This is a genomic window from Ancylobacter terrae, assembly GCF_045108345.1.
GTDB lineage: Bacteria > Pseudomonadota > Alphaproteobacteria > Rhizobiales > Xanthobacteraceae > Ancylobacter.
Map to the genome: position 1 here is coordinate 383,121 of NZ_JBJGXH010000001.1, position 22,998 is coordinate 406,118.

General features: G+C 65.4%; 25 protein-coding genes and 1 other RNA gene. 11 read left to right on the forward strand and 15 right to left on the reverse strand.

Features of this window, described 5'->3' with window-relative positions:
- Positions 1-6: 6 nt before the first annotated feature.
- The 3 genes from ACEUEL_RS01780 to ACEUEL_RS01790 form a co-directional block, all read right to left on the reverse strand.
- The gene (locus ACEUEL_RS01780) at positions 7-312 is read right to left on the reverse strand and encodes a hypothetical protein (protein ID WP_405701542.1); all 306 of its coding nucleotides are present in this window, start codon (positions 310-312) and stop codon (positions 7-9) included.
- Positions 309-653 (reverse strand): hypothetical protein, encoded by a 345-nt coding sequence (locus tag ACEUEL_RS01785; RefSeq protein ID WP_405701544.1) that lies wholly within the window; start codon positions 651-653, stop codon positions 309-311. Before ACEUEL_RS01785 ends, ACEUEL_RS01780 begins: the two co-directional genes overlap by 4 nt.
- 65 nt (positions 654-718) lie before the next feature.
- A complete protein-coding gene (locus ACEUEL_RS01790) occupies positions 719-967 on the reverse strand; it encodes a helix-turn-helix domain-containing protein (RefSeq protein ID WP_405701546.1) in 249 nt (82 codons plus the stop codon).
- A gap of 5 nt (positions 968-972) precedes the next feature.
- Between ACEUEL_RS01790 and ACEUEL_RS01795 the strand changes: the two genes are divergently transcribed.
- The 4 genes from ACEUEL_RS01795 (at position 973) to ACEUEL_RS01810 (ending at position 3,596) form a co-directional block, all read left to right on the forward strand.
- The gene (locus ACEUEL_RS01795) at positions 973-1,386 is read left to right on the forward strand and encodes a helix-turn-helix domain-containing protein (RefSeq protein WP_405701547.1); all 414 of its coding nucleotides are present in this window, start codon (positions 973-975) and stop codon (positions 1,384-1,386) included.
- Between the two features lie 91 nt (positions 1,387-1,477).
- Entirely contained in the window at positions 1,478-1,762 is a 285-nt protein-coding gene (locus tag ACEUEL_RS01800) for a helix-turn-helix transcriptional regulator (RefSeq protein ID WP_405701549.1), read from the forward strand.
- Positions 1,759-2,055, forward strand: coding sequence for a hypothetical protein (locus ACEUEL_RS01805; RefSeq protein WP_405701551.1), 297 nt, complete (start codon positions 1,759-1,761; stop codon positions 2,053-2,055). Before ACEUEL_RS01800 ends, ACEUEL_RS01805 begins: the two co-directional genes overlap by 4 nt.
- A gap of 251 nt (positions 2,056-2,306) precedes the next feature.
- Positions 2,307-3,596: a hypothetical protein gene (locus ACEUEL_RS01810; RefSeq protein ID WP_405701553.1), complete on the forward strand. Its 1,290-nt coding sequence runs from the start codon at positions 2,307-2,309 to the stop codon at positions 3,594-3,596.
- Here the strand turns inward: ACEUEL_RS01810 and ACEUEL_RS01815 are convergent.
- From ACEUEL_RS01815 to ACEUEL_RS01830, 4 genes are all read right to left on the reverse strand, one after another.
- Positions 3,573-3,854, reverse strand: a complete 282-nt coding sequence (locus tag ACEUEL_RS01815; RefSeq protein ID WP_405706515.1) for a putative phage abortive infection protein — start codon at positions 3,852-3,854, stop codon at positions 3,573-3,575. The two genes, ACEUEL_RS01810 and ACEUEL_RS01815, sit on opposite strands and share 24 nt — an antisense overlap.
- A gap of 9 nt (positions 3,855-3,863) precedes the next feature.
- Positions 3,864-4,400 (reverse strand): hypothetical protein, encoded by a 537-nt coding sequence (locus ACEUEL_RS01820; protein WP_405701554.1) that lies wholly within the window; start codon positions 4,398-4,400, stop codon positions 3,864-3,866.
- 113 nt (positions 4,401-4,513) lie between these two features.
- Positions 4,514-5,488 carry a hypothetical protein gene (locus ACEUEL_RS01825; RefSeq protein WP_405701556.1) on the reverse strand — a complete coding sequence of 325 codons (975 nt, stop codon included), beginning with the start codon at positions 5,486-5,488 and terminating at the stop codon, positions 4,514-4,516.
- Positions 5,481-6,950: an N-6 DNA methylase gene (locus tag ACEUEL_RS01830; protein ID WP_405701559.1), complete on the reverse strand. Its 1,470-nt coding sequence runs from the start codon at positions 6,948-6,950 to the stop codon at positions 5,481-5,483. Before ACEUEL_RS01830 ends, ACEUEL_RS01825 begins: the two co-directional genes overlap by 8 nt.
- 482 nt (positions 6,951-7,432) lie before the next feature.
- Here ACEUEL_RS01830 and ACEUEL_RS01835 point away from each other — a divergent pair, with 482 nt between their 5' ends.
- A complete protein-coding gene (locus ACEUEL_RS01835; protein ID WP_405701562.1) occupies positions 7,433-8,419 on the forward strand; it encodes a ParA family protein in 987 nt (328 codons plus the stop codon).
- Positions 8,420-8,586: 167 nt separating this feature from the next.
- On the forward strand, positions 8,587-9,282 hold the full coding sequence (locus ACEUEL_RS01840) for an SIR2 family NAD-dependent protein deacylase (RefSeq protein WP_405701564.1): 696 nt from the start codon (positions 8,587-8,589) through the stop codon (positions 9,280-9,282).
- Positions 9,283-9,383: 101 nt separating this feature from the next.
- Here ACEUEL_RS01840 and ACEUEL_RS01845 read toward each other — a convergent pair whose 3' ends face one another.
- Complete coding sequence (locus tag ACEUEL_RS01845; protein WP_405701565.1) at positions 9,384-9,770, reverse strand: hypothetical protein; 387 nt, start codon at positions 9,768-9,770, stop codon at positions 9,384-9,386.
- Between the two features lie 342 nt (positions 9,771-10,112).
- Here ACEUEL_RS01845 and ACEUEL_RS01850 point away from each other — a divergent pair, with 342 nt between their 5' ends.
- Both ACEUEL_RS01850 and ACEUEL_RS01855 read left to right on the forward strand, forming a co-directional pair.
- Entirely contained in the window at positions 10,113-10,316 is a 204-nt protein-coding gene (locus tag ACEUEL_RS01850; protein WP_405701567.1) for a hypothetical protein, read from the forward strand.
- Positions 10,313-11,185, forward strand: coding sequence for a phage antirepressor N-terminal domain-containing protein (locus ACEUEL_RS01855; protein WP_405701568.1), 873 nt, complete (start codon positions 10,313-10,315; stop codon positions 11,183-11,185). Before ACEUEL_RS01850 ends, ACEUEL_RS01855 begins: the two co-directional genes overlap by 4 nt.
- 174 nt (positions 11,186-11,359) lie before the next feature.
- On the opposite strand, the gene ACEUEL_RS01860 is transcribed toward ACEUEL_RS01855, so the two are convergent.
- On the reverse strand, positions 11,360-12,274 hold the full coding sequence (locus ACEUEL_RS01860) for a 5'-methylthioadenosine/S-adenosylhomocysteine nucleosidase (RefSeq protein ID WP_405701569.1): 915 nt from the start codon (positions 12,272-12,274) through the stop codon (positions 11,360-11,362).
- 168 nt (positions 12,275-12,442) lie between these two features.
- Between ACEUEL_RS01860 and ACEUEL_RS01865 the strand changes: the two genes are divergently transcribed.
- The gene (locus tag ACEUEL_RS01865) at positions 12,443-14,866 is read left to right on the forward strand and encodes a transketolase (RefSeq protein ID WP_405701571.1); all 2,424 of its coding nucleotides are present in this window, start codon (positions 12,443-12,445) and stop codon (positions 14,864-14,866) included.
- A 49-nt stretch (positions 14,867-14,915) separates the two neighbouring features.
- On the opposite strand, the gene ACEUEL_RS01870 is transcribed toward ACEUEL_RS01865, so the two are convergent.
- Together ACEUEL_RS01870 and pyk are read right to left on the reverse strand one after the other, a co-directional pair.
- Entirely contained in the window at positions 14,916-15,413 is a 498-nt protein-coding gene (locus tag ACEUEL_RS01870) for a hypothetical protein (protein ID WP_405701573.1), read from the reverse strand.
- 576 nt (positions 15,414-15,989) lie between these two features.
- A complete protein-coding gene (gene pyk, locus ACEUEL_RS01875) occupies positions 15,990-17,570 on the reverse strand; it encodes a pyruvate kinase (protein WP_405706518.1) in 1,581 nt (526 codons plus the stop codon).
- A gap of 256 nt (positions 17,571-17,826) precedes the next feature.
- On the opposite strand from pyk, the gene ACEUEL_RS01880 reads away from it, so the two are divergent.
- Positions 17,827-18,960, forward strand: coding sequence for an extensin-like domain-containing protein (locus tag ACEUEL_RS01880; protein WP_405701574.1), 1,134 nt, complete (start codon positions 17,827-17,829; stop codon positions 18,958-18,960).
- A 6-nt stretch (positions 18,961-18,966) separates the two neighbouring features.
- On the opposite strand, the gene ACEUEL_RS01885 is transcribed toward ACEUEL_RS01880, so the two are convergent.
- The 4 genes from ACEUEL_RS01885 to ACEUEL_RS01900 form a co-directional block, all read right to left on the reverse strand.
- Positions 18,967-19,167, reverse strand: coding sequence for a hypothetical protein (locus ACEUEL_RS01885; RefSeq protein WP_405701577.1), 201 nt, complete (start codon positions 19,165-19,167; stop codon positions 18,967-18,969).
- Between the two features lie 97 nt (positions 19,168-19,264).
- Positions 19,265-19,658: RNase P RNA component class A (rnpB, locus tag ACEUEL_RS01890), an RNA gene on the reverse strand.
- Between the two features lie 261 nt (positions 19,659-19,919).
- Entirely contained in the window at positions 19,920-20,732 is an 813-nt protein-coding gene (locus ACEUEL_RS01895) for a lytic transglycosylase domain-containing protein (protein WP_405701580.1), read from the reverse strand.
- A 219-nt stretch (positions 20,733-20,951) separates the two neighbouring features.
- Complete coding sequence (locus tag ACEUEL_RS01900) at positions 20,952-21,728, reverse strand: N-acetylmuramoyl-L-alanine amidase (RefSeq protein ID WP_405701582.1); 777 nt, start codon at positions 21,726-21,728, stop codon at positions 20,952-20,954.
- Positions 21,729-21,973: 245 nt separating this feature from the next.
- Here ACEUEL_RS01900 and rsmH point away from each other — a divergent pair, with 245 nt between their 5' ends.
- Positions 21,974-22,993 carry a 16S rRNA (cytosine(1402)-N(4))-methyltransferase RsmH gene (gene rsmH, locus ACEUEL_RS01905; RefSeq protein WP_405701585.1) on the forward strand — a complete coding sequence of 340 codons (1,020 nt, stop codon included), beginning with the start codon at positions 21,974-21,976 and terminating at the stop codon, positions 22,991-22,993.
- Positions 22,994-22,998: the final 5 nt, after the last annotated feature.

Sequence of the window (22,998 nt, forward strand, 5' to 3'; positions counted from 1 at the left end):
AGCCCCTCATGGCCGCTGGGATTGGTTCGAGGGGTCGGCAGGCGCTGGCGTCGGGGGCAGGTTCGCCTCATGCCGCACCTCAAGCGCCAGCAGATAGGTGGCGAGCGCCAGCAGCGCGCCCGGCTGCGTGGCGGCGCGCTGCTCGCCCGCGCAGATCGCGATGGCGAGATCCACCACCACATCGCGGCGCACCGTGGCGAGCACGCGCCCGCCTTCCTTCAGCACCAGCGTGCCATCGGTCTTGCGGTGGAGCGTGCGTTGATACGCACCGGGCGTTCCCACCGCCGCCATCAGCGTCAGGCCATCGCTCATCGTGCGCCCCCGATCTTGTCGAGCTCGCCGGCGAGGCGCGCCATCTCCGCCTCGATCGCCCGGCGGCGTTCATCGCGCGCAGCGGCGGCCGCCCAGCCGGGGCAGGGTGAAACGCAGGCGACGATCAGTGCCGGCCCGTAGGCGGCGACCAGCCGCATGGCATGGGCGAAGGTGGGCGCGGCGCCCTCGATCAGCCATTTCTGGACGGTGCGCGAGGGCACGCCCGTCTCGGTGGCGACCTGCTTCGCGGTGTCGGACGGGTGCCGGCGGCGGAGGAACGCGCCCAGCGCGAGGGCGTCGACATGTAGCGCGGGGGCACGCGAGCTCCGCGGGCGGGACACGGACGACGCCGACAGGGACGCCCGAACATTGGAGAGTGACACAACGGAAGCGGTGGGGGCGGCGGTCATTCGGCGGCCTCAAGAGGTGAGGGATCGGCGTGTTCGGCGGCGAGGAAATCATTGGCGGTCACCGCGCCATCGGTGGCGCGGATGATGGCGGCAAGGATCGAGGGTCTCGGGAAGCGCCGTCCCAGCTCGTACTTGCCGAACGCGGTGCCGTGCACGCCGATCAGCGCGCCGGCCTGATCACAGGTCAGGCCGCGCTCAAGGCGCCAACGACGGAGAGAGTGATTTGCACAGTGATTTGCGGCCATACCCCATGATCAGCCATATTGGCTCTATTTCGTCAATCAGGGAAAGAGCCGTTCTCGCTCGGGACCGGCCCCGGGTGCCTTTCTACGATGCGTGCATGTCAAGCACGCCACCGAGCCCCGTCGCGCCGCCGAAAGTCTTCTTCCTCCGGGAGTGGCGAAAGGCGAAGAAACTCACCCAAGAGACGCTCGCGGAGCGCCTCGATCTTCACGTGACAGGCGTTGGAAAATATGAGCGCGGCGAGCGCGAGCCCGGCCCAACAATGATTGTTGCCATCGCATCCGCGCTCGGGGTTTCACCCGGAGATCTGTTTCGCGATCCCGCCGAGGCATCGCTTGATGGCCTGGTTCAGGGCCTGACAGACGAGCAGAGAGCCCACATAACGAAGGCGATCAGAGCCTTAGCGGACGCCTATCGCTGAATAAGCCAATTCGGCTCTTTTTCTTATTGACAGAAAAAGAGCCAAAATGTCCCATTGCTCCACGCAAATCACTGCGTGGAGGTCGTAACCCATGGAAATTCCCGGCGCCTTCCCGGCTCCGCCGCCGACTGTCGGCCGCGAGGAGCTGGCCCGCTGGCTCGGCGTCAGCAAGGCTCACCTCTATGACAAGCTTGCCGTTCTCACCCGCGAGCACGGTTTCCCCCAGCGCCTGCCGGGCTCGCTCGGCATGTGGTCGCGGGCGGCCGTGGTGGCGTGGATCGATGGCGCCGCCGGCCTCGTCGAGCGCGGCCCGGCGCCGCCAAGGCCCAGCCAGTCCGGCCCGACGCTGGAACAGCTCTATGGGGGCGCGGCATGACCCCGGAAAAGCTGACGGCCCCGCAGAAGCGCGCCCTGCTGCTCATCACCCGCCACACGCTGTGGCGCCGCTCCGGCGGCTGGGGCTGCCGGGGCGGCACCATCTCGATCCAGCAAACCACCGCCAACAAGCTGATCAAGCGCGGGCTGGCGACCACCTCCAATTTCGGCGGCCTGCACCTGATGCCGACCGAGCAGGGCGCCGCCTTGGCCACGGAGTGGCGCGCGAAGGCGAAGCAGGTGGCCGCCGCCCGGCGCGGCGTGCCAGCTCGCGACGCAGAGGCGCGGCCATGAGCGATTTCGCGCTACTCGCCTCGCTGGTCGCCCGCGAGATCTTCCGCCTCTTCGCCTGCCTCGGCTTCGGCCTGCTGATCACCGCCATAGGCTACGCCTTCGGGAGTGGCTGAAAGCGAACGACCCATCTGCACCGGCCCGGAAGCGCACCCTTCCGGGCCGTGTTCTTTCGGAGAGCGCACATGTCCATTGCCGCCCGCCCCGATCCGGCTTCATCATCGGCCTCACGCGCGTCCGCCCCGCGAGAGCCCATGAAGCCCGTCGTCCGAATTCCCTTCATCAATGTGCGCGACGGCCGCCCGCGCTATGTCGCGACGCCCTCGCACCGCGCGCTCGGCTTCCGGGGCGAGGACCTGCGGCACGCGGACGGCACATGGTTCACCCTCGCCGAGGCGCTGGCCTTCGCCGTGAAGCGCGCCGCCGAGGTGGAGGAGCGCCGCAAGGCGAAGGCGGAGGGCCGGAAGCTCCTGCCGCCGCGCAAGCCCGACACCTACACGGTCGGCGACCTGATCCGCGATTGGCAGCACCCGGAGAAGAACCCGCGTTTCGGCACGGCCGAGATCGTGAAGGGCAAGCGCCGCATCCGCCCGCTGGCGGCCGCCAGCCGCAGGTTCTTCGGCAGCATGAGCCGCACGCTCGAAGGCTTCGACGAGGGGCGGGTATGGGCCGCGCCGGCCGCGCAGCTCAACCGGCGCGCCGCGCTCGGCATCTATCACCGCCTCCTGGAGGAGAAGGGTCCGGCCATGGCGCGCGGCGTCATGGCCGCGCTTTCCTCCGCCTGGGCGTTCGGCCACGGCGCCGGCCGCGTCGGCGCCTCGCCCTTCAGCAAGCTCGAAATGGAGCAGCCGCCGCCGCGCCTGCGCATCGGCTCCGTCGACGAGATGCGCGCGCTGATCGCCGCCGCCGACCTGCTCGGCCGACCCGAGATCGGCGACGCCGTCGTCATGGGGCTGCTCACCGGCCAGCGGCAGAGCGATCGCCTCTTGCTGGTCGACGGGCGCGACCTGGATGGCCGCCTGCTGTTCCGCCAGAAGAAAACCGGCGCCGTGGTGCTGGTGCCGCCCTCGCCGGCGCTGATGGCCCGGCTGAAGGCCGCGCGGGAGCGCCGCAAGGCCCACCGCGTCCAGCATCCCGAGATCATCATCGACGAGAAGAGCGGCCGCCCTTTCGGCCAGAGCTGGTACGCCATCCTCTACCGCACCGTCCGCGCCGCCGCCGTCGCCGGCATAATGGACGAGGAAGCCACCGCCACGCTGCGCGCCGCCGCCCGCAAGGCCCGCCGCAACGAGCCCGAGCCGACCGTGTGGAAGCTGGAGCCGTGCCCCTCGCTGGCGGACTTCCGCGACCAGGACCTGCGCGATACCGCCGTGACGTGGATGGCACTGGCAGGGGCGACCATCCCCGAGATCATCAGCGTCACCGGCCACAGCGAGGCCAGCGCCACGCAGATCCTCAAGCACTACCTCGGCCGCCACCCCGAGATGGCCGCCAGCGCAGTCGGGAAGGCGGCCGCGTGGCTAGAGGGGAAGGGGGGATTGTGACGAGCTTCGACGGAAGGCGCCCGGATCAAATAGATGCTGGAGCTCTCTCGCTGCGCCTCGTTCTAAATTGAGATGTTTCAACAAGGCGTACTTTTCAACAAGTGGTTTAAATTTATCTTTCCCTTGTCGACTTAAGCATAAATAAAATATTCCTAAGTACACATCTTGCGTTAATTGGGCACGAACAATATTAGCATACATTTGTTTATTGTTGATCGAACTTTGATCGATGTATTTAATCGTATTATATAGAATAATATAATAACTTTAAAGACGGCTTGCTTTAGCCAACCATATGTCGGTTGTTATGCTTTCTATAAGCAATGGATCATCAGAAGCTCCAATATGTATTCGTTGTTCAATGCCGCGAATGATGTTTTCAATGGCGGCGTCTCCTGTCAAATTGTTTCCGTTATTATAGGATACAATATTTTTTGAGCGATCATCAAGTGAGCGCATCATCTGAAAAAACGTAGCTTCAAATGATTGAATTCGCATTCGCTCATTCTGAGCTTCTATGTGACGTGTTTGATCGTCTAGTATCTTCTTGGTTTCCGCGAGATCGCTCTTGGCCAACGCGATCTCCTCACGTTGCTGAAATATCGCGTATATCAAGCCAGCAAGGGCTAAACCCGAGAAGAGCGCATTCGAGGCGCCGAACATGTCGCCAAATATGCCGCGCTCCTCTTTGCCAAACAGGAGCGCAGCCCAGTTTAGTCCCCAGGCTGCAAGGATAGCCCCTACGATTGCGATTGCCACCCAACGAGGCAAAACCCACATCTGTCCGTTGCTGTTGTCCGTCATGGGTCCTCCCGCGCGCCAGCAGATTGCGGATGACGGTATCTGATTCCGAAGCCGATAAGTCGGTTACAATCCAGAAGCGAAGGGGATTGTAAGCCGCGGTCGCTTGGCGGGTGTCACTCAGACAAGCGCAGGGGATAATCAATCTTGTCGTGCGGCAGGCCCGCCAGGAACGCGGGGGACGCAGGAGACCATTCCAGCCGCTGCGTAACCCGCTTCAGGTCCGGAGCCGCATATACGAAGCGCTCATCGTATCGGAGATACAGGGTTTCAAAGAACTGCTCCAGCCGCAGAGGACTGTCGGCGGCCGGATAGGTGGGAAGCAGCGCGCCAAGATCGGCATCTGCCATTTCCACGAGCGCTAGCGAAACAGCCTCATATCGCGAGACATCATTGCGGATGCCGCGACGGCCGGTCAGCTCGCGCAGGGCAGAGTGAAAGCGCATGATGCTTTCAACGGGTTCGCCGCCCATCGCCATGGCAATGTCGTTGGCCTTGAGCTGCCTGGCTGGAGGCGCGTTCTCGGTCCCGGCGATCGCCGCGGCACTCTCGATCAGCCGGTTGGCGCGGATCACGAACAAATAGCCGAACACCATGGCCGGATAGGTGATGTGGAGGTTTGTACACTCCCCGATCGTCTCTTCCATCCGATTGGTCAGATTGCGGAAGGCCCCCGTCATGCCTTTACAGGAGATCGCGAGCACCGGGCCGAGTCCCGGCTTGTTGACCACCACGTCGACGTTCTTGGTTTTCAGCCCGCCGAGCACAGTCGCCTCGCCGCCCTCGGCGAGCGCGGGATCATAGGCCAGATGCCACTTTCCCTGTCGTTTCGTCACCCTGAAGGGTGGTCGAGGCGTGATCTCCTCGGGACGAAAGCCACCCTCGATCACCAGTCGGCAGGCAACGTACCAATGCAGAGGCTTGATATGCTGCTGGCTCTGCGTCGCGCCTTCATACGATGCAAAATGCGCGAGCGCGTCGCGCTGGCTGGTCCATTGGCACGTCTTGGGAAAGCTCGGATCCTCGGGAGGCTGGGCCCCCGCCAGATCCTCGTCGGGCAACTCGGGATCGGGAATACCGGGATCAGACATAGTGCCGCCAGCGCTGCATTGTCGTGACGGCTTCCGCCATCGCCTCGTCGTCGTGCTCGCGCGCCAGTTCCTCGGCAGGCACGAGGATCCGCGTTGCTTCGCGCGGTTCCAGCTTCAGCATGCCGCCGCCCAGCGGGTGGCCCTCGATCTCGCGGCTGAGCGCGACGAAATCATCCGTCCAGTGCTTCGCGACGCGCTGCATGGCCTTGGCATCGCGAACGCGAACGCAGTGCACGGAATTGGTGCAGGTAGCGCCGCCGGCATTGCGAACGAGGTTGGCCGAGACGCCCGACATGTAGCTCAGGAAATAATCGGGCTGCTGGACATCCGGCACCGAGAACCACGGCTCTCGCACGCGGCATTTGTAAGCCTCGCGCGCCTCATGCCCGGCGCTGCTGTCGAGATAGCGCCGGACTTCCTTGGGCAGTTCGCCAACCTTCACCTTTGGCAGGCGCAGCAGCATGAACGGCTCATCGGAAGCGTGCCATTGCTGGATCGTGCTCTTTGTCAGTTGCTTCGCCGGCAGGGCACGGCCGTTGCGCACGGCGGGCTGCAGAAGGGCCGCAGGAATGCCCAGCTTCGTCGCCAGGGACGGCTTCAAGTGGAAGAAGTCATTCGCGCCCGACACGTACCCGATGCCGATCTGCGCCGCCGTGCCGAACCGCAGCGATGCGGGATGGGCGGCGGCCCGGGCGTAGATCGCCCGGATCGACGCCGGCAGCACGAAGGGACGCAGCCGCCGGCCCCAGGTCTCGCGCCACTCGGTCACCGGCACATCTTCGCCCGCCGCGAGGGGCGCTATGGCCTTGGCCGGATCGAATCGATCGAGAGCGGTGAAGCGGATGCTGGAGGTTCGCCCGCCATGTCCATCCGCATAGAGCAGCCAGCAATCCTCCGAGAGGTCGGGGAACAGCTTCTCGCGAACCGCCACCACCTGCACGCGGGAGAAGTTCGCCACGAGATACTCAAGCAGCGGCGCGGAATAGGGCGCATGGCCGATCTCGGCCGGCACCACGAACGCCATGCGCCCGCCGGGCTTCAGCAGGCTCGCGGTCGCGACCAGGAACGGCGCCCAGGAGGAGGTGAGGCCGGTAAATTCCGCGCCGAGACCAAGGCAGAGGTTCAGCGCACGGGCGCGCACTGCGCCCTTGAAGGTCTGATAGCGGATGAAGGGCGGATTACCCGCCGCGCACTCGAAACGCTCCGCCGTCTCGCCCGCCCAGGTGAAGAAATCGCCTTCATGGACCAGTGCCCACGGAGCGCGTTCCACGGCGGTTGCGGCGGAGCGCGGGTCTTGCTCGATGCCGACACTGTTCCGGTGCCCCGCCAGGAAGCGCCCATCCCCGCACGAGGGGTCGAGCATCCGATCGGCCGGATCGCTTACCGCCCAGCGGACCAGCGCGGCGACAACCGGATCGGGCGTGAAATACGCGCCGCTATGCTTCTGGCTGAGGAGTGCCATCACCAGCGCCTCGGCAGACTATGGAACAGCCCAATCGACACACCCGCCTCCGCGCGCTGGAGCCCTCCGGCGCAATGAGTTGGATAATCGGCTCCGAGCATCGCGTCGAGTGTCACGATGACCAGCCATTCACGCGAGGAGGTATTTGTTCTTTATATGTTCTAGCCTGGTTAGGCAATGCGTCTTCCGGGTGGGTCCTGATGTCCTGCATTATATCCGACAATCCCAACCGCTGCGGTTCTGCACAGTGACCGTTAGCCTCCGGCCGTCACCCCGGCCGGTCCCCGGGAAATGGATTGCAACTCAGTCTATACGATCGATGATGTGCACTGCAGTTGCCGGACGAATTTAGTTGCTGTTGCGCTGAGCGCCGTCAGCGGAGCATTATGTGCCGATCGCCAAGCTTGGAAAGTGATATCTCCGCGGAGCCGCGTTTGTAGTATTGACAGGAACATGCGTCAAAATATGATCATGGGTTTGATATGAAGTCGATCGCGTTCTTCACTAATAAGGGCGGTGTTGGCAAAACAACACTTATGTGTAATTTGGCGGGGTACTTATCAAAAAAAAGTCATCGCAAGATACTTGTTGTCGATGCCGATCCGCAGACTAATGCAACTATGTATATGTTTAACGATAATGTAATCGATGACATTTATAGCCGACAGGCGTCCTACACAATTCATAGTGTGGCGCTTCCTCTGTCGAAAGGTAAGGGTTACTCTACATCGCACAAATTTAGTAGGTCTGACAGTTTTGGTGTTGATGTTCTTTTGGGCGATCCTCGTTTTGCTCTCATTGAGGATACGCTGGCGGCTGATTGGAATAGTGCCGGTGTTCGTGGTCTTCGAACGACATTTATGTTTAGGCAATTTTTGGAAAGCTGCAGTCAATACGACTATGTTTTCTTTGACATGGGTCCGTCTCTTGGCTCGATAAATAGGGCGGTCTTGCTTGCGTGTGATTTCTTTGTTGTTCCTATATCTATCGATATCTTCAGCTTGAGGGCGACCGAGAATATATCAACGTGGCTGTCGGATTGGAAGCGTAAGCTCCTTCGGGCCATGGATGGTATTGATGACTTGGCAGACCTTGAGGTTGCCCAAGTTGACTGGAAATTAAAGCTAGCTGGCTACGTCAGCCAGCAGTACACAGCAAAGAAGAATTCAAGCGGTGAAAGGCGGGCAGTCCGCGCCTACGAGAAAATAATGAAACAAATCCCTTTGACCATACAGAAGGGTATTATCGCTGATCATCAATCTGAGCCGACGTATGTTGATTATGAGCTTGGTACAATTCCGAATCTGCACAGTTTGATACCCATGAGTCAGTTTCATAGGAAGCCCTTGTTTGCACTTAAGAGTGCAGATGGAATAGTGGGATCCCATTTCACTCGTGTTGAGAGATCGGAACAGATTTTTTCTGAGATAGCTTTTAATTTCGAGCTTAACCTGGGGTTGCTATCTTGATTGACTGGCCGGCGGATCTCATTACCGCAATTGCTCGGCGGCGCGCGGTGCTGTTTCTAGGGGCGGGCGTGTCACGAAACGCTCTTTCTCCAAACGGATCACGGCCGCCTCTTTGGGTCGAATTCCTTCGTGAGGGCATAGGCAGGTGCCCCTCTCCGCGGAAGGAAATGCTGAGGCTGCTGAAGGATGGCGACCTGCTTACGTGCTGCCAGTTGATAAAACAGAGGCTTGACCACCATTGGATCGGATTCTTAGAGGAAAAATTTTTTTATCCGGGCTTTAAGCATAGTAAAATACACGAGCATATTTTTGATCTCGATGTCGGCATTATTGTTACGCCAAATTTTGATCGAATTTACGATAATTTTGCGACAGGAAAGTCTTCTAATAGTGTCAGAATTAAAAAATATCACGAGGATGATCTTGCTCGCTTCATTCGTTCGAATGAGCGTCAGAGACTGATACTTAAAATTCATGGATGTATAGACAGCCCTTCTCATCTTATATTTACGAGAGATGATTATGCCTCGATGCGTTCTCGGAATGCAAACTTTTATCACATAATAGAAGCTCTCGTGACTACAAATACGTTTATATTTATCGGCTGTGGCGGCTCTGATCCAGATATTAGTCTCATACTAGAGAATTACGCGAGATCTTTCCGAGATTCGCCTCCAAATTACTTTGTAACTTCTCATAAGTGGTCGAACGATTATAGAGAAATGATGAAGAGGAATTATAATCTAGTTCCGCTATTCTATTCTGGTAAGTCCGAGCACGCGGAACTCGTGGAATCCTTGGCGGCGCTGGGGCCGCAAGTTGAACTGGCAAGAGACAGGCTTTCCGACGAGCGTTTATGGTGATCGAACTCCTTGATTTTTCTCTGTCTTTTTGGCTCTCGATGCTATCGAGAACGCCGATTTCTCAGCTTCCGATGATGTTAGCTGCGAGCTAACATTTAACCTCACTCCTCAATCACCTCGCCCTGGTCATCCTCTTCCGCCCCGCGATAAGGCTCGTCCGTGTACACGCGGCAGCCTTCGAAGAAGGATGGCCCGCCGCGCCCGCACTCGTCCAGGCGGTGTGGATTTTCCGCGGCCCAGCGATAGCCGGCAGCGTGACCCGTGCAATCGTTGGTACATTCATAGCCGCCGAAGGTGCGCGTCTCTTCGAGGAAGCCGACAGGCACATATTTGGGCTGGGCCGGAACAAGGAAATACCACCCTGCGGATATGAGACCGATCACGCCTGCCGCTGCTGCCATAGCCTTCCATCCATTGATGCAGACGATCGCGATGAATGGCCACAAGGCGAGAGCGACGCCGATCCACTCTACCCAGCGAGGGACCATCCCCCTTGACCTTCCCCACAAACCGCCTCACGATTCCGCCTGGAGCCTGAGAAACTCCACACGAACCAGCTAGGCGGCGCCGCGCAACCCGACAGTTGCGTGATTCCGTTATCACATCTTCCGGGGTCCCCGCGCGCATGTCCAGAGCGCAAGCTTAAAGGCGTGGGGGCACGTCCTAGCCGTGTTTCTCAGCCCCGGGAGGCGTTTCGCCTGAGAAACGTGCGTCTCCCGCCACAAGGAGAGCTAGGGGTCAGCGCCATGGGCGGCTCGGCAAGGAATACCTCACATTCAAATCGTCCACCTCAGGGTGCAGCGGGTAGTCCCTACCCACCCGAGGTGATCATGAACGACGAGTATATCGGTGAGCTGCAGTCGGCCATCAACGAGGCTTCGCTCCTCCTCGAGTGCTGCGCCTTCCTCACCGAAGCCGAGCATCCGAACCCTGCCCGCTGGCGCGACGCCGTCGCCATCCTGCACGGCGTGATGGCCGATCGCTTGCGCGCTGCCTCGCGCGCCGTCGCCCGCATGGAGGGCACGGCGGAATGAATGCGGATCTCTCCCACATCGAATTTCACGGTGACCTGCTCTGGACGGCCGAGCTCGATGGCGCCGTCTTCGTCGTCATCAAGTCCATCTGCGAACGCCTAGGCATCGCGTGGAACAAGCAGCTTGAGAGGATGAAGCGCGACCCCATCATGGTCGAAGGTATGACCATGATGGTCATACCTTCCCCCGGCGGCGTGCAGGAAACGACCCTGCTGCGGCTCGATCTGCTGAATGGCTGGCTGTTCGGCATCGATGAAGGCCGCGTGAAGGACGAGGAAACCCGCCAGCGTGTGCTCACCTACAAGCGCGAGTGCTACCGCGTACTGTTCGAGCACTTCTTTGCCCGCCCGCGCGAGGCGCCGCCGGCGGTGCCGGTGGAGACCTACGAGGCCGAAAGCCTCGCCTCGCGCGTCAGTGCGGTGGAGGCCGCCCGCCGGCTCTATGGCCGTGCCGCCGCGCGCGAGCTTTGGGTGCGGCTGGGCCTTCCCGCGCTCGGCGGCGCTATCGGGGAGGCGTCACCAGGGATGGATGAGGCCGGCGGACGTGCCTGCCTCGCCCGGCTGCTGTCGGCCGAGCTGGTCGACGCCGATGGCCTCGTGCTGCCCGTGCGCGCCGCGCTGAAGGCACCCGGCTGGCGGCCGGTACTGGAAGCCGCCGGCATCCTGCCCGCCGCCGGCGGCGCATGGGTGGCAAACCGCAGCACGTTCCTCGATCAGCTCTTCGCCGGCACCGCCTGGTCGGCCGGTGCGTGGCGCCACGCGCTGCGCTGCCTGCCGGGCTCGCACGGCCTTCGCGGCACCAATGTCAGGCAGTTCGCGGGGCGGAAGGGCAGGGCGACTTGGGTGCCCACAAGCGCCCTCGAAACGTAGCAGGAACAGGCATCGTCTCACGTGAGACGTGAGACGGGCGAATTGCGTCTCACGCCCGTCTCACGGTTCCGTTTTGTTCACGCCCGAAACGCCCGAAAACCCTTACGGATCAACGCTTCTCGTTTCGGGCGCCGGTGAGCGTGAGATTGACTGCCGGTTAATCCCGCGCGAGCCTCATGGCGGCAGGGCCCGGAGGAAGGCGCGCATCACCGCGACCGAATTGTTCGCCGCCAGCTGCTCGAAGATGCGGATCTCGTTGGCGCCCGGGCCGCCGCCGGCCAGATCGGAGAGGGCGCGGAAGGCGATGAAGGGCACGGCGTTGGTCGCCGCGACATGGGCGACGGCGGCGGTCTCCATGTCCAGCACCTGCGCGCGGAAGGTGTCGAACACATAGGCGCGGAAGTCGGCATTGTCGACGAAGGCCTGCCCCGACACGCCGTTGCCGCCGACCACCACCTGCGGGGCTTTCACGAGGCACACCGTCGTCGGCGTGCAGCGCTCCAGCGCGACACCCTTGCCGGCGCTGCGGGCGACCTCCAGCATGGCGGCATCGACCGGGAACCAGAACTGGCGCGGGGCGCCGTCCTGTCCCTCGCGGAACACGCGGACGCCGCGCGGGAAGATCATGCCGAAATTCGGCAGGTCGGTCGTCGAGCCCGGCGGCAGCTCGAAGCCCTTCGCGGTCTCGCGGGCGAAGATGGCCTCCAGATACTGGCCCCAGCGGTCGGGCACCACGATGTCGCCGATGCTGAGCGCGGGGTCGACGCCGCCGGCGACGCCGGTGAACACTATGCGGGTGACGTTGTAGCGGTCGAGCGCCATCTGCGCGGTCATCGCCGCGTTGACCATGCTGATGCCGGTGAGCACCAGCACCACCTTCTTGCCCTCCAGCGTGCCGGTGACGAAGCTGACGCCCTTGTATTTCGTCAGCACCGCATCCGCGCTCAGCCCTTCCAGCGCCTTCCATTCCGGCTCGTAGGCGGAGAGCACGGCGATGCGCGGCGTCGCGTCGACGGGCTCGGCCCGCGCCGCCGGGGCGAGGGCGAGCAGCATGGCGAGCGCGGACAGAAGGACGGACGAAAACCTCATGCTGCGGCCTCGGCGGGGGGTGGTAGGAGTGGGGCACGGCCGGCCGCGGGCGCGCCGGCGCGGTACCATTATTGTTCTCATACGAAATCGCCGGCAACGGCTCCACTCTGCGCTTGCCGCCCGCGCGGGGGCGACGCATGCTCGCCCTCAGCCAAGGGAGGGCAGGGCATGAGCGACACCAAGCGCCGGCCAGGATCGGACGCCGCCATTCTCGCCGCGCTGGAACGCAAGGTGGCCTGGCTCTCGGCCTGGACTATCCACAACGCCAACCATCTCCGCCCCAGCCATGACGGGCTGAAGGTGGGCGGGCACCAGGCCTCCAGCGCCTCGCTCTCCACCATCCTCGCCGCGCTCTACTTCAAGGTGCTGCGGCCGCAGGACCGGGTGGCGGTGAAGCCGCACGCCTCGCCGATCTTCCACGCCATCCAGTACCTGCTCGGCAACCAGACGCGCGAGAAGCTGGAGGCCTATCGCGGCTTCAAGGGCGCGCAGTCCTATCCCTCCCGCACCAAGGACGTCGACGACGTCGACTTCTCCACCGGCTCGGTCGGGCTCGGCGTCGCGCAGACGCTGTTCGCCTCGCTGGTGCAGGACTATGTCCACGCCCACAAATTCGCCGACGGCGTGCCGGAGGGGCGGATGATCGCCCTCGTCGGCGACGCCGAGATGGACGAGGGAAACATCTACGAGGCGCTGCTCGAGGGCTGGAAGCAGGGCCTGCGCAATTGCTGGTGGATCCTCGACTACAACCGCCAGAGCCTCGACGCGGTGATCCGCGAGGGGCTGCCGGCGCGGCTGGAAGCGCTGTTCCGCGCCTTCGGCTGGGAGGTGGTGACGCTGAAATACGGCGCGCGGCTGATGGAGGCGTTCGCCGAGCCGGGCGGCGACAAGCTGCGCGACTGGATCGACCGGGCGCCGAACCAGCTCTATTCGGCGCTGACCTTCCAGGGTGGGGCGGCGTGGCGCAAGCGGCTGATCGACGAGATCGGCGACCAGGGCGAGGTGACCGCGCTGATCGAGCGCCGCTCGGACGACGATCTGGCGCGGATGATGACCAATCTCGGCGGCCACGACCTGCCCTCGCTGGTCGAGGCGTTCGCGGCCGTCGACCACGACCGCCCGGTGCTGTTCATCGCCTACACCATCAAGGGCTACGGCCTGCCGCTCGCCGGGCACAAGGACAACCATGCCGGGCTGATGACGCCGGCGCAGATGGAGAGCTTCCGCACCGCGATGAAGGTGCGGCCGGGCCATGAGTGGGACCGGCACGAGGGGCTCGACGTCGCGCCCGCCGAGATCGACCGCTTCCTCGCCAACGTGCCGTTCAACGCCCGCGGCCGGCGCCGCTATGCCGCGCCGACCGTCGAGGTGCCGGCGGAACTGCCGCGCCCCACCCAGGCCGAGCTCTCCACCCAGCAGGGCTTCGGCCTGATCATGGCGGAGGTGGCGCGCGCCGGCGGGCCGCTGGCGGACCGCATCGTCACCACCTCGCCTGATGTCACCGTCTCGACCAATCTCGGCGGCTGGGTGAACCGGCGCGGCCTGTTCGCGCGGCGGGAACTGGCCGACCTGTTCCGGGCCGAGCGCATCCCCTCCACCTTCGACTGGACCTTCTCGCCCAAGGGCCAGCACATGGAGCTCGGCATCGCCGAGATGAACCTGTTCATCCTGCTCGGCGCGCTCGGCCTGTCGCACTCGCTGTTCGGGGCGCGGCTGATCCCGGTCGGCACGCTGTACGATCCCTTCATCCAGCGCGGCCTCGATGCGCTGAACTATGCCTGCTACCAGGATGCCCGCTTCATCCTGGTCGCCACCCCCTCGGGGCTGACGCTGGCGCCGGAGGGCGGGGCGCACCAGTCGATCGGTACGCCGCTGATCGGCATGGCGCAGGACGGGCTGGCCTCGTTCGAGCCGGCCTATGTCGACGAACTCGCCGTCATCCTGCGCTGGGCGTTCGATTTCCTGCAGCGGGAGGATGCGGACGGAGCGGCGCCGGCCGCCCCGGCGGAGTCGAGCTGGCTCGGCGACGAGGCCGGCGGCTCGGTCTATCTCCGGCTGTCGACGCGCGCGCTGGCGCAGCCCGCCCGGGCGATCGAGGCGGAGACCGCGCGCCACATCATCGACGGCGCCTATTGGGTGCGCCGCCCCGGGCCGAACTGCCAGGTCGTCGTCGCCTATGCCGGCGTGGTGGCGCCCGAGGCGCTGGAGGCGATCGGGCTGATGGCGGAGGACCGCAAGGATGTCGGCCTGCTCGCCGTCACCTCCGCCGACCGGCTGCATGCCGGCTGGAACGCCTGTGCCCGCGCCCGCGAGCGCGGCCTCGTCCATGCGAAGAGCCATGTCGAGCGGCTGTTCGACGAGGTGCCGCGCGGCTGCGGGCTGGTCACCGTGCTCGACGGCCACCCGGCGACGCTGTCCTGGCTCGGCGCGGTGGCGGGGCACCGGGTGCGCGCGCTGGGCGTCGAGCATTTCGGCCAGACCGGCACCATCGCCGATCTCTACCGCCACTACGGCATCGACGCCAACGCCATCGTCGCCGCCGCCCAGTCGGTCTCGCCGGGCCGGCCGATCCGGCATCTGAAGGCGCTGTGAGGAGGTCACTGAGTTCGTTTCGGTAACCTACTCGGATGGACAATTTTTGCTAGACGATAGGGATAGCCTTTAGGAACCGGCTTAACCGCTCCGCTTCACCCTCAGTGAAGTCGGAGGGGAGTTCTATCTTTACTTCAAAATCTGACCGAAGTCTAAATGTATGAGTAACAAATCCAATCATAGAAGCCGTAGATTCTTCCGCTTCCAATGTGTCTTCGGGGGCAGCTGCAACCTCTTCAACCTTTAAGGTTTCCCCCTTTGCGGCAGATGCAATTCCACGAATACTTAATTTCCAAGCCATTCTGCTCTCGGCGTTCTCTCCTCGCCCTTTAATAAATCGGCCACATCCAATTTCTTCAAGCTTCTTAAATACTCGGCGAATTTCTCTCTCAGAAATATTGGTGCGATAAGCCGCAATTCGGACAGGCATTTCCCAAGAGTCTTTTTTCCTGTCATCGAACCACAAGAAAATTCTCTTGGCACTTTCATCTTTATTATAAAGTTCGCGCAAATCTCGTGACAGGGTAGAGCTGAAATTTGAGTTCATCGTCAATCCTCCAAATTTGATTTCAACAATATACAACACATAAACTGGTTTTTATCTGCTGTCAACAGATTATGAGTGTTCTATCTAAATTAGAGCAGTTTTTATGGCGAGCAGACGGTGAGGTGTTCGGGGTCTGGGTAAATTTGGTTCACGGATCGCTACTGCAAAAAGAAAGGGCCCTCTCAAAGAGAGGGCCTCATCTGTCAATTTTAGAAAACTTGTTTTTTATCAATAATTTAAAGTCTTCGATTTTCGACCTTCGCGCCACAGCGCCGTGTGCCGGCAGCGCGGCGTGCGCCGGGCTTCTCCGTCTCTTCCCTCTCCCCGCCGGGGAGAGGTGGCCCGCGAAGCGGGTCGGTGAGGGGGATGTCCCCGCTCCGGAAAGGGCGGTGCCGCTCGCCGTAGCCCTCACCCTTAACCCTCTTCCCGACGGGGAGAGGGCATCGGCGGCGTCGGCGGGCGGGGGCGTCATCCCCGGGCTTGACCCGGGGATGCAGGTCCTTCGCCTTCACCGCGCAAAAAGACGTGGATGGCCGGGACGAGCCCGGCCATGACGTCGGGCGATCGGCGTGCGCCTCAGCGCCGCGTCCCCGCCGCGCGGCGGGCGGCGGGCTTTTCGGCCGTGCGGGCGGCCTTCTCGTCCTTCTTGCCCTTGCCGGCGGCCTTGCCCGCTGACTTGGCCGGGGCGCGCTTGTGCGCCTTCACCTCGTCCTCGGTGGGCTTGGTCTTCTCCGCCTTCTTCTCGATGGTGACGAGGCGCAGCACGTTGGTGGTGCCGGGCTTGGCGAAGGGCACGCCGGCGGTGATGGCGAGGCGGTCGCCCGGCTGGGCGAAGCCCTCGTCCACCGCGACCTGCGTCGCCTTGGTCGCCATCTCGCCGAAGGTGTGGATGTCCTCCGGCGCGTGCACGACATGCACGCCGTAGCTCATCACCAGCCGGCGGGCGGTGGCGAGCTTGGCGGAGATGCCGAGGATCGGAATGCGCGGGCGCTCGCGGGCGGCGTGCAGCGTCGTGGTGCCCGAGAGCGTGTAGGTGACGATCGCCGCCGCATCGATGGCGTTCGCCGCCTGGTAGGCGGCCTGCGTCACCGCGTCGGCGATCGAGTGGCCGGGCTCGGGCCGCTGCGAATCGATGATGTTGCGGTAGCCCGGATCGCGCTCCACGTTCTTGATGATCTGGTCCATCATCGCCACCGCCTCGACCGGGAACTGGCCGGCGGCGCTCTCGGCGGAGAGCATCACCGCGTCGGCGCCGTCATAGACCGCGGTGGCGACGTCGGAGACCTCGGCGCGGGTCGGCACCGGGGCGGTGATCATCGATTCCAGCATCTGCGTCGCCACGATCACCGGCTTGCCCTGCCGGCGGGATTCGCGGATGACCTGCTTTTGCAGTGCGGGAACCTCGGGGAGCGACAATTCGACGCCGAGGTCGCCGCGCGCCACCATGATGCTGTCGGAGAGCTCGACCAGCCGGGTCAGGTGCTCGATCGCCGCCGGCTTCTCCAGCTTGAGGTTGATCGCCGCGCGGTCCTGGATCAGTTCGCGCGCCTCGATCACGTCCTCGGGGCGCTGCACGAAGGACAGCGCGATCCACTCCACCCCCTGGTCGAGGGCGAAGACGAGGTCGGCGCGATCCTTCTCGGTCAGCGGCGAGACCGGCAGGATCACGTCGGGGACGTTGAAGCCCTTGTTGTTGGAGAGCCGGAGGCCCGCCACCACCTCGGCCTCGATGTAGCCGCGGCCCTTCTTCACCACGCGCACGCGCACCTTGCCGTCGTCGAGCAGCACGGTGGAACCCTCGTGCAGCGCCTCGATGATCTCCGGGTGCGGGATCGGCACGCGCTTGGCGTCGCCGGGCGTGTCCTTGGTGTCGAAGCGGATCGTGGTGCCGGGGGTGAGGGTGATGGCGCCGTCGACCAGCTTGCCGATGCGCAGCTTCGGACCCTGCATGTCGGCGAGCACGCCGATCGGCCGCCGGGCTTCCGTTTCCAGCGCGCGCACGATGCCCAGTACCCGGCCGTGGTCGGCCTGGGTGCCGTGGCTGAAGTTCAGCCGGAACACGTCCACGCCCGCCTCGAACAGCGCCCGGATCTTCTCCGGGCTCGACGACGCCGGGCCGAGCGTCGCCACGATCTTGGTCGCGCGCTCACGCCTCATGTGCATTGCTCTTCTCCGCTTGTTCGCCGGCCGCGACGGCCGGCATCCGACTTCCCTATGAACCAAAAGTATAAGGTTGTCTCGTGACAGCCATCGTGCAGCGCAGCGCGGCGACAGTGCGCGGCCGGCTTACCCTGCGTTGCGCCGCCCGCGGAGATCGCGGCTAAGCCGCAGGCCGATCAGCCTTTTCGGAATTTCGCGCGACGGGCCGCCATGCTTAACCCGGCGTCAACGAACTGCGTCGCATTTTAGCGTCATGACGCGCGGCGTTTTCTGGTTTTGCGTAGCCCCGCTCGTCGTTATGGGGCTCTCCGGTTGCCAATTCTCGCTTTTCGAAAAGCGGGATCCCTGGCGCTCGGAGGCGGAAGAACGGTGCCTGGCGGAGGGGCTGGTCAAGCCCTCCGCCTACACCACGCCGGTGCGCGCCATCGACGGCGCCGGCACCTGCGGCATGGACCATCCCTTCAAGGTGTCCGGCCTCGTCTACGGCCAGGTGGCGATCGCCCCGACCGCGACCATGGCCTGTCCGGCCACCGCGGCGGTCGACCGCTGGCTGATCGAGGGCGTGCAGCCCGCCGCCATGGCCTGGTTCGGCCAGCCGGTGGTGCAGGTGCGGCAGATGTCCTCCTATTCCTGCCGCAACATGAACGGCGCCAAGACCGGCAAGATCTCCGAGCACGCCTTCGGCAATGCGCTCGACATCGGCGGCTTCGTGCTGGCCGACGGGCGCGAGGTGAGCGTCAAGACCGGCTGGAAGGGGCGGCCCGACGAGCAGGGTTTCCTGCGGACGGTGCAGGCGAGCGCCTGCGAGCGCTTCACCACCGTGCTGGCGCCGGGCTCGAACGCCTTTCACTACGACCACATCCATGTCGACCTGATGCGGCACAATGGCGGGCGTGCGATCTGCAACCCGGCCGCGCGCGTGCCGATCCCGCCCGCCATGCCGCCGACGCCGCTGCCGCCCGCGACCGGCGTTTCCTTCCCGGGCCGCCCCTCGGAGGTGCCGGCCGAGACCAACCCGCCCGAGGAGGCGGGCGCGGATGCGCCGCACGGCGTCGATCCCGGCTACCAGCCGCCGCAGCCGGCGGCGTATCCCGCGCCGGCGCAGCCGCCCTATTCTGGCCTCGACCCCTATGGCGCCGCCCAGCCGGCCTATCCCGCGCCCGCCTATCCGCCGCCGCCGGTGCAGCCGCCCCCGCGCGGGCTGGTGCCGCCGGCCGGCGTGCCGATGGTGCAGTGGAAGAAGGGCGCGGATCCCGTCGTCACCGGCTCGACGACGCGCGGCTATGCGCCCGAGCCGGACCGGCCGAAGCGCGCGACGCCGGCGCGGAACCCGTTCAATTTCCTCGCCCCGATCGAGCCGCCCGCCGCCATTCCCGGCGAGGACTGAGCCGCCTCACGCCGGCGGCTGGGCGGGGAGGACGCGGAACGGCTCGGCCGGCGCGAACCTGGCGCTCCCCTGGCCGGCATGGACCTCGCTATCGGCGAGGGTGCGCGTCCTCACCGGCGCGCCGGGGGAGAGGTCGAGCTTCTTCAGGTCGACCCGGAAGGCGTCCGGCGGCTCGTCTCGTTCATGCCGTCGCGGTGCGCGCCTCATCGCCCGCGCCGGCGCCACGGGAGCGCGCACGATGCCCGGCCGGCCCAGTCCCGCCCGCCGCAAGCCGGCGGAGGCTCACCTTACGTTCACGAAAAAGGGTGCCAGCCGGCCTGTAAGCCGGGTTCTGTAAGGCGGGATCGCTCCCGCGCGACGGCCATTCCTCTGGGACGCCGGTTACCCGGCGCCTCGAGCAGTCAACCCGGGCGGCTATCCGGAGACGGGATCGGGCGGTTCCTTGCGGAGACCGGCCCACGCCACCCCTATACGACTTTGCTCCCGGTGGGGTTTACCATGCCGCTTCCGTTGCCGGACGCGCGGTGGGCTCTTACCCCACCCTTTCACCCTTGCCGCGGGCGGACCCGAGGCGGTTTGCTTTCTGTGGCACTTTCCCTGGGGTCGCCCCCGCCGGACGTTATCCGGCACCGTGTCTCCGTGGAGCCCGGACTTTCCTCGGCGCCCGTGAAGGGCGACGCGGCCGTCCGGCCGGCTGGCGGGGCAGCACATGGGCCACATGGGTCGTGCCGTCAAGTCTTGCCGGGCGCCCGCGACACCATCCCCCGGACTTCCATGAGCGGCGTCATCCCCGGGCTTGTCCCGGGGATCCACGGCTTTGGCGAGGCGGAGCGAAGACGTGGATGGCCGGGACAAGCCCGGCCATGACGGTTCGACCGGAGGCCGCCCGTCGGGGATGCGCGCGCGGGCGACGGGGTCACGCGACACCGGGTCTGCCGGCGCCCGCGCGCGCAAGTGGGTCAGTTCGCCGCGAGACGGGCCGGGGCCATGCGGGCGGGCGCGGCGAAGGCCGGCACCCGGGCCGGTGCCGCGTTCGCGGCGAGCGTCGCCGGGGCGATGTGCGCGGACCGGTGCGGCGCCGCCTGAGGCTTCCGCCCGGCCCTCGGGGCGGCGCGATCGGCCACCGTGGCGACGACCACGGGAGCGCTGCCGGTCGAGGCGACGGCCCAGGTACTGCGTGTCGTGCTGCGTGTCGCGGTTGCCGCCGTCGCGACGGACGCGGCGGCGACCCGGACCGGCGTGGCGCCGGCGGCGACCTTCACCGGCGCGTCCGGCCTGCCGATCAGCGCCAGCGCCTTGCCGCAATAGACCCGGGCGGCCGGTGACATGCGCCTGGCGCCGTGGCCGCCCTGGTAGCGCATGACGGTGCCGCAGGTGTCGCCGCCGGCGAGGCGGTAGGCCCCGGCGAGGTAGCGCATGCCCCAGCGTATGTTGGTGGCGGGCTCGTAGAGTGCCTCGCGGGTGCCGGCATAGCCCATACCGCGGGCGGTGGGATGCTTGATCTGCATGAGCCCGACCTCGCCGGCGCGGCCGGTCATGGCGGGGTTCCAGTTGCTTTCGATGCGCACCACGGCGCGGGCGAGCGCCACCGGCACGCCGTTGGCGCGGGCTTCCGCCTCGACCAGCGCCGGAATGGTGGAGGAAGTGTCGGTATTTCCGGTGGTGTTCCTGCTCGCGGGAGCGTTGTTCGGGCTTGCCGAGGCGAAAGTGGCGATAAAGGCCGAGATGAAGCCTGCGGCAACGGCAGAACAGCCGATCTTCTTGAGCGTCATGCGGGAATTGACCTTCGTACTGTTTACGCGAAGGTGGCGCATTGGCCCGCGAAATCGGACCTCAATGAGGCTCTATTGCGATGGTTGCGGCGCGCGCCGGGCGGGTCGCGCCACAGTCGTGCGGGAGGGGTACGGCAACCCCAGGATTTATACTGCAGTGCGAAGAGGTTGCTGCGGGCTCTGCCGCATTGCGGCAAATCGACCGTCGCGGGCGATTTTTTACCCCTCGCCGGGCCGTGCGGCGATCAGGCGGTACAGGGTTGCCAGCGTCGAGACGTCGGCGATGCCGTCGACCCGGGCGCGGCGGAAATGGCGCTGGAAGGCCGTCACCACCTGTTCGGTGCGTCCGCAATAGGTGCCGGTGATCGGCACGCCATAGCCGTAGAGCGCCAGCATCGCCTGCAGCGCCTCGATCGGCTGGCCGTGCTCGCCGCGCATGAAGTAGCGCCCGTCGGTGGGCGGCTCCTCCGGCACCAGATGGCCGACGCCGAAGGCCGCGAGCTTTTCCCACGGGAATTTCTCGCCCGGATCGGCCTTGCGGTCGGGGGCGATGTCGGAATGGGCCAGCACGCGGTCGGGGCGGATGGCGCGGCGGGTCACGATGTCCTTGGCCAGCGCGGTCACCGCCTCGATCTGGCGGGCGGGGAAGTCCGGGTAGCCGTGGTCGTGGCCGGGATTGGCGATCTCGATGCCGATGGAGAGCGAGTTGATGTCGGTGGCCCCGGCCCAGGACGAGGCGCCGGCGTGCCAGGCGCGGCGGGCCTCGGCCACCATCTGCACGATGCGCCCGTCCTCCCGCACCACGTAATGGGCGGAAACCGCGCGCGCGGGATCGGCCAGCCACTCGATCGCCTCCTCGGTGGAGGCCATGCCGGTGTAGTGCAGCACCAGCATGTCGGGGGCGGCGACGCCGATCCGCTCGCCATGGTTCGGCGAGGCGATGAGGTCGGCGACGAGCGGCGAATCCGGGGCGAGGGCGTCGGGCGCGGGGTCCATGGCGCGAGAGCTAATCGCCCGGCGGGGGGTGATTCAACCGATTCTTAAGGTTCAGAGAGCGTTAATGGCGGCGAGTCATTCCGTCTCGCCAACCCCTCGTGCCCGTGCCCTCCGTTGAACGCCAGCTCCCATCGCCCATGTCTCCGCGCGCCCTTCGATCGCGTCCCGCCGGCCGGCCCGCGGCCGCGGGCTGTCGCGCGCCGCGCCGGGACCGGCGGACGGGGCGCCGACGCGAGGTGCGTGCGATGACCGGCGCCGGCCCGGAGGCGACCGCCCCGCATCTGCCGGTCCTGCTGGACGAGGTGGTCGCCCATCTCGCGCCTAGGGACGGCGGCGTCTATGTCGACGGCACCTTCGGGGCGGGCGGCTACAGCCGCGCCATTCTGAACGCCGCCGACTGCCGGGTAATCGGCATCGACCGCGACCCGAGCGCGGTGGCGGGCAGCGCCGCGCTGGTGCTGGCCCATCCCGGGCGCCTCGCGGTCTCGCAGGACCGCTTCTCGAATCTCGACAGCGTCGCCGCCATGCTGGGGGCGCCGCAGGTCGACGGGGTGGTGCTCGATATCGGCGTTTCCTCCATGCAGCTCGACGAGGGCGAGCGCGGCTTCTCCTTCCGCCGGGCGGGGCCGCTCGACATGCGGATGTCGGGGGAGGGCACCTCGGCGGCCGACCTCGTGGCGAAGCTGCCCGAGGGGGAGCTTGCCAACCTCATCTACCGCTTCGGCGAGGAGCGGCTGTCGCGCCCGATCGCACGCGCCATCGTGAAGGCGCGGGCCGAGGCGCCGATCGACACCACGCTGCGCCTCGCCGAGATCGTCGCCTCCGTGGTCTGGGCGAAGCCGCACGAGCCGCACCCGGCGACGCGCACCTTCCAGGCGCTGCGCATCGCCGTGAACGACGAGCTGGGCGAGCTCGCCCGCGCCCTGGTGGCGGCCGAGCGCATCCTGAAGCCCGGCGGGCGGCTGGTGGTGGTCACCTTCCATTCGCTCGAAGACCGCATCGTGAAGACGTTCCTGAACGGGCGGGCCAAGCCCGCCGCCGGCTCGCGGCACATGCCCGCCGTCGCCGCCAGCGCGCCGAGCTTCCGGCTGGTGGCGAAGGGCGCGGTGGAACCCTCCGCCGCCGAGATCGCCCGCAATCCGCGCGCGCGGTCAGCCAAGTTGCGGGCCGGGGAACGCACCGCCGCCCCGCCCCATCCCGGGGGCGACCTCGACGATCTGCTGCCGCCGCTGCCCGAACCCGATGCCCGTCCCGTCCGCCGCTGAGGTTC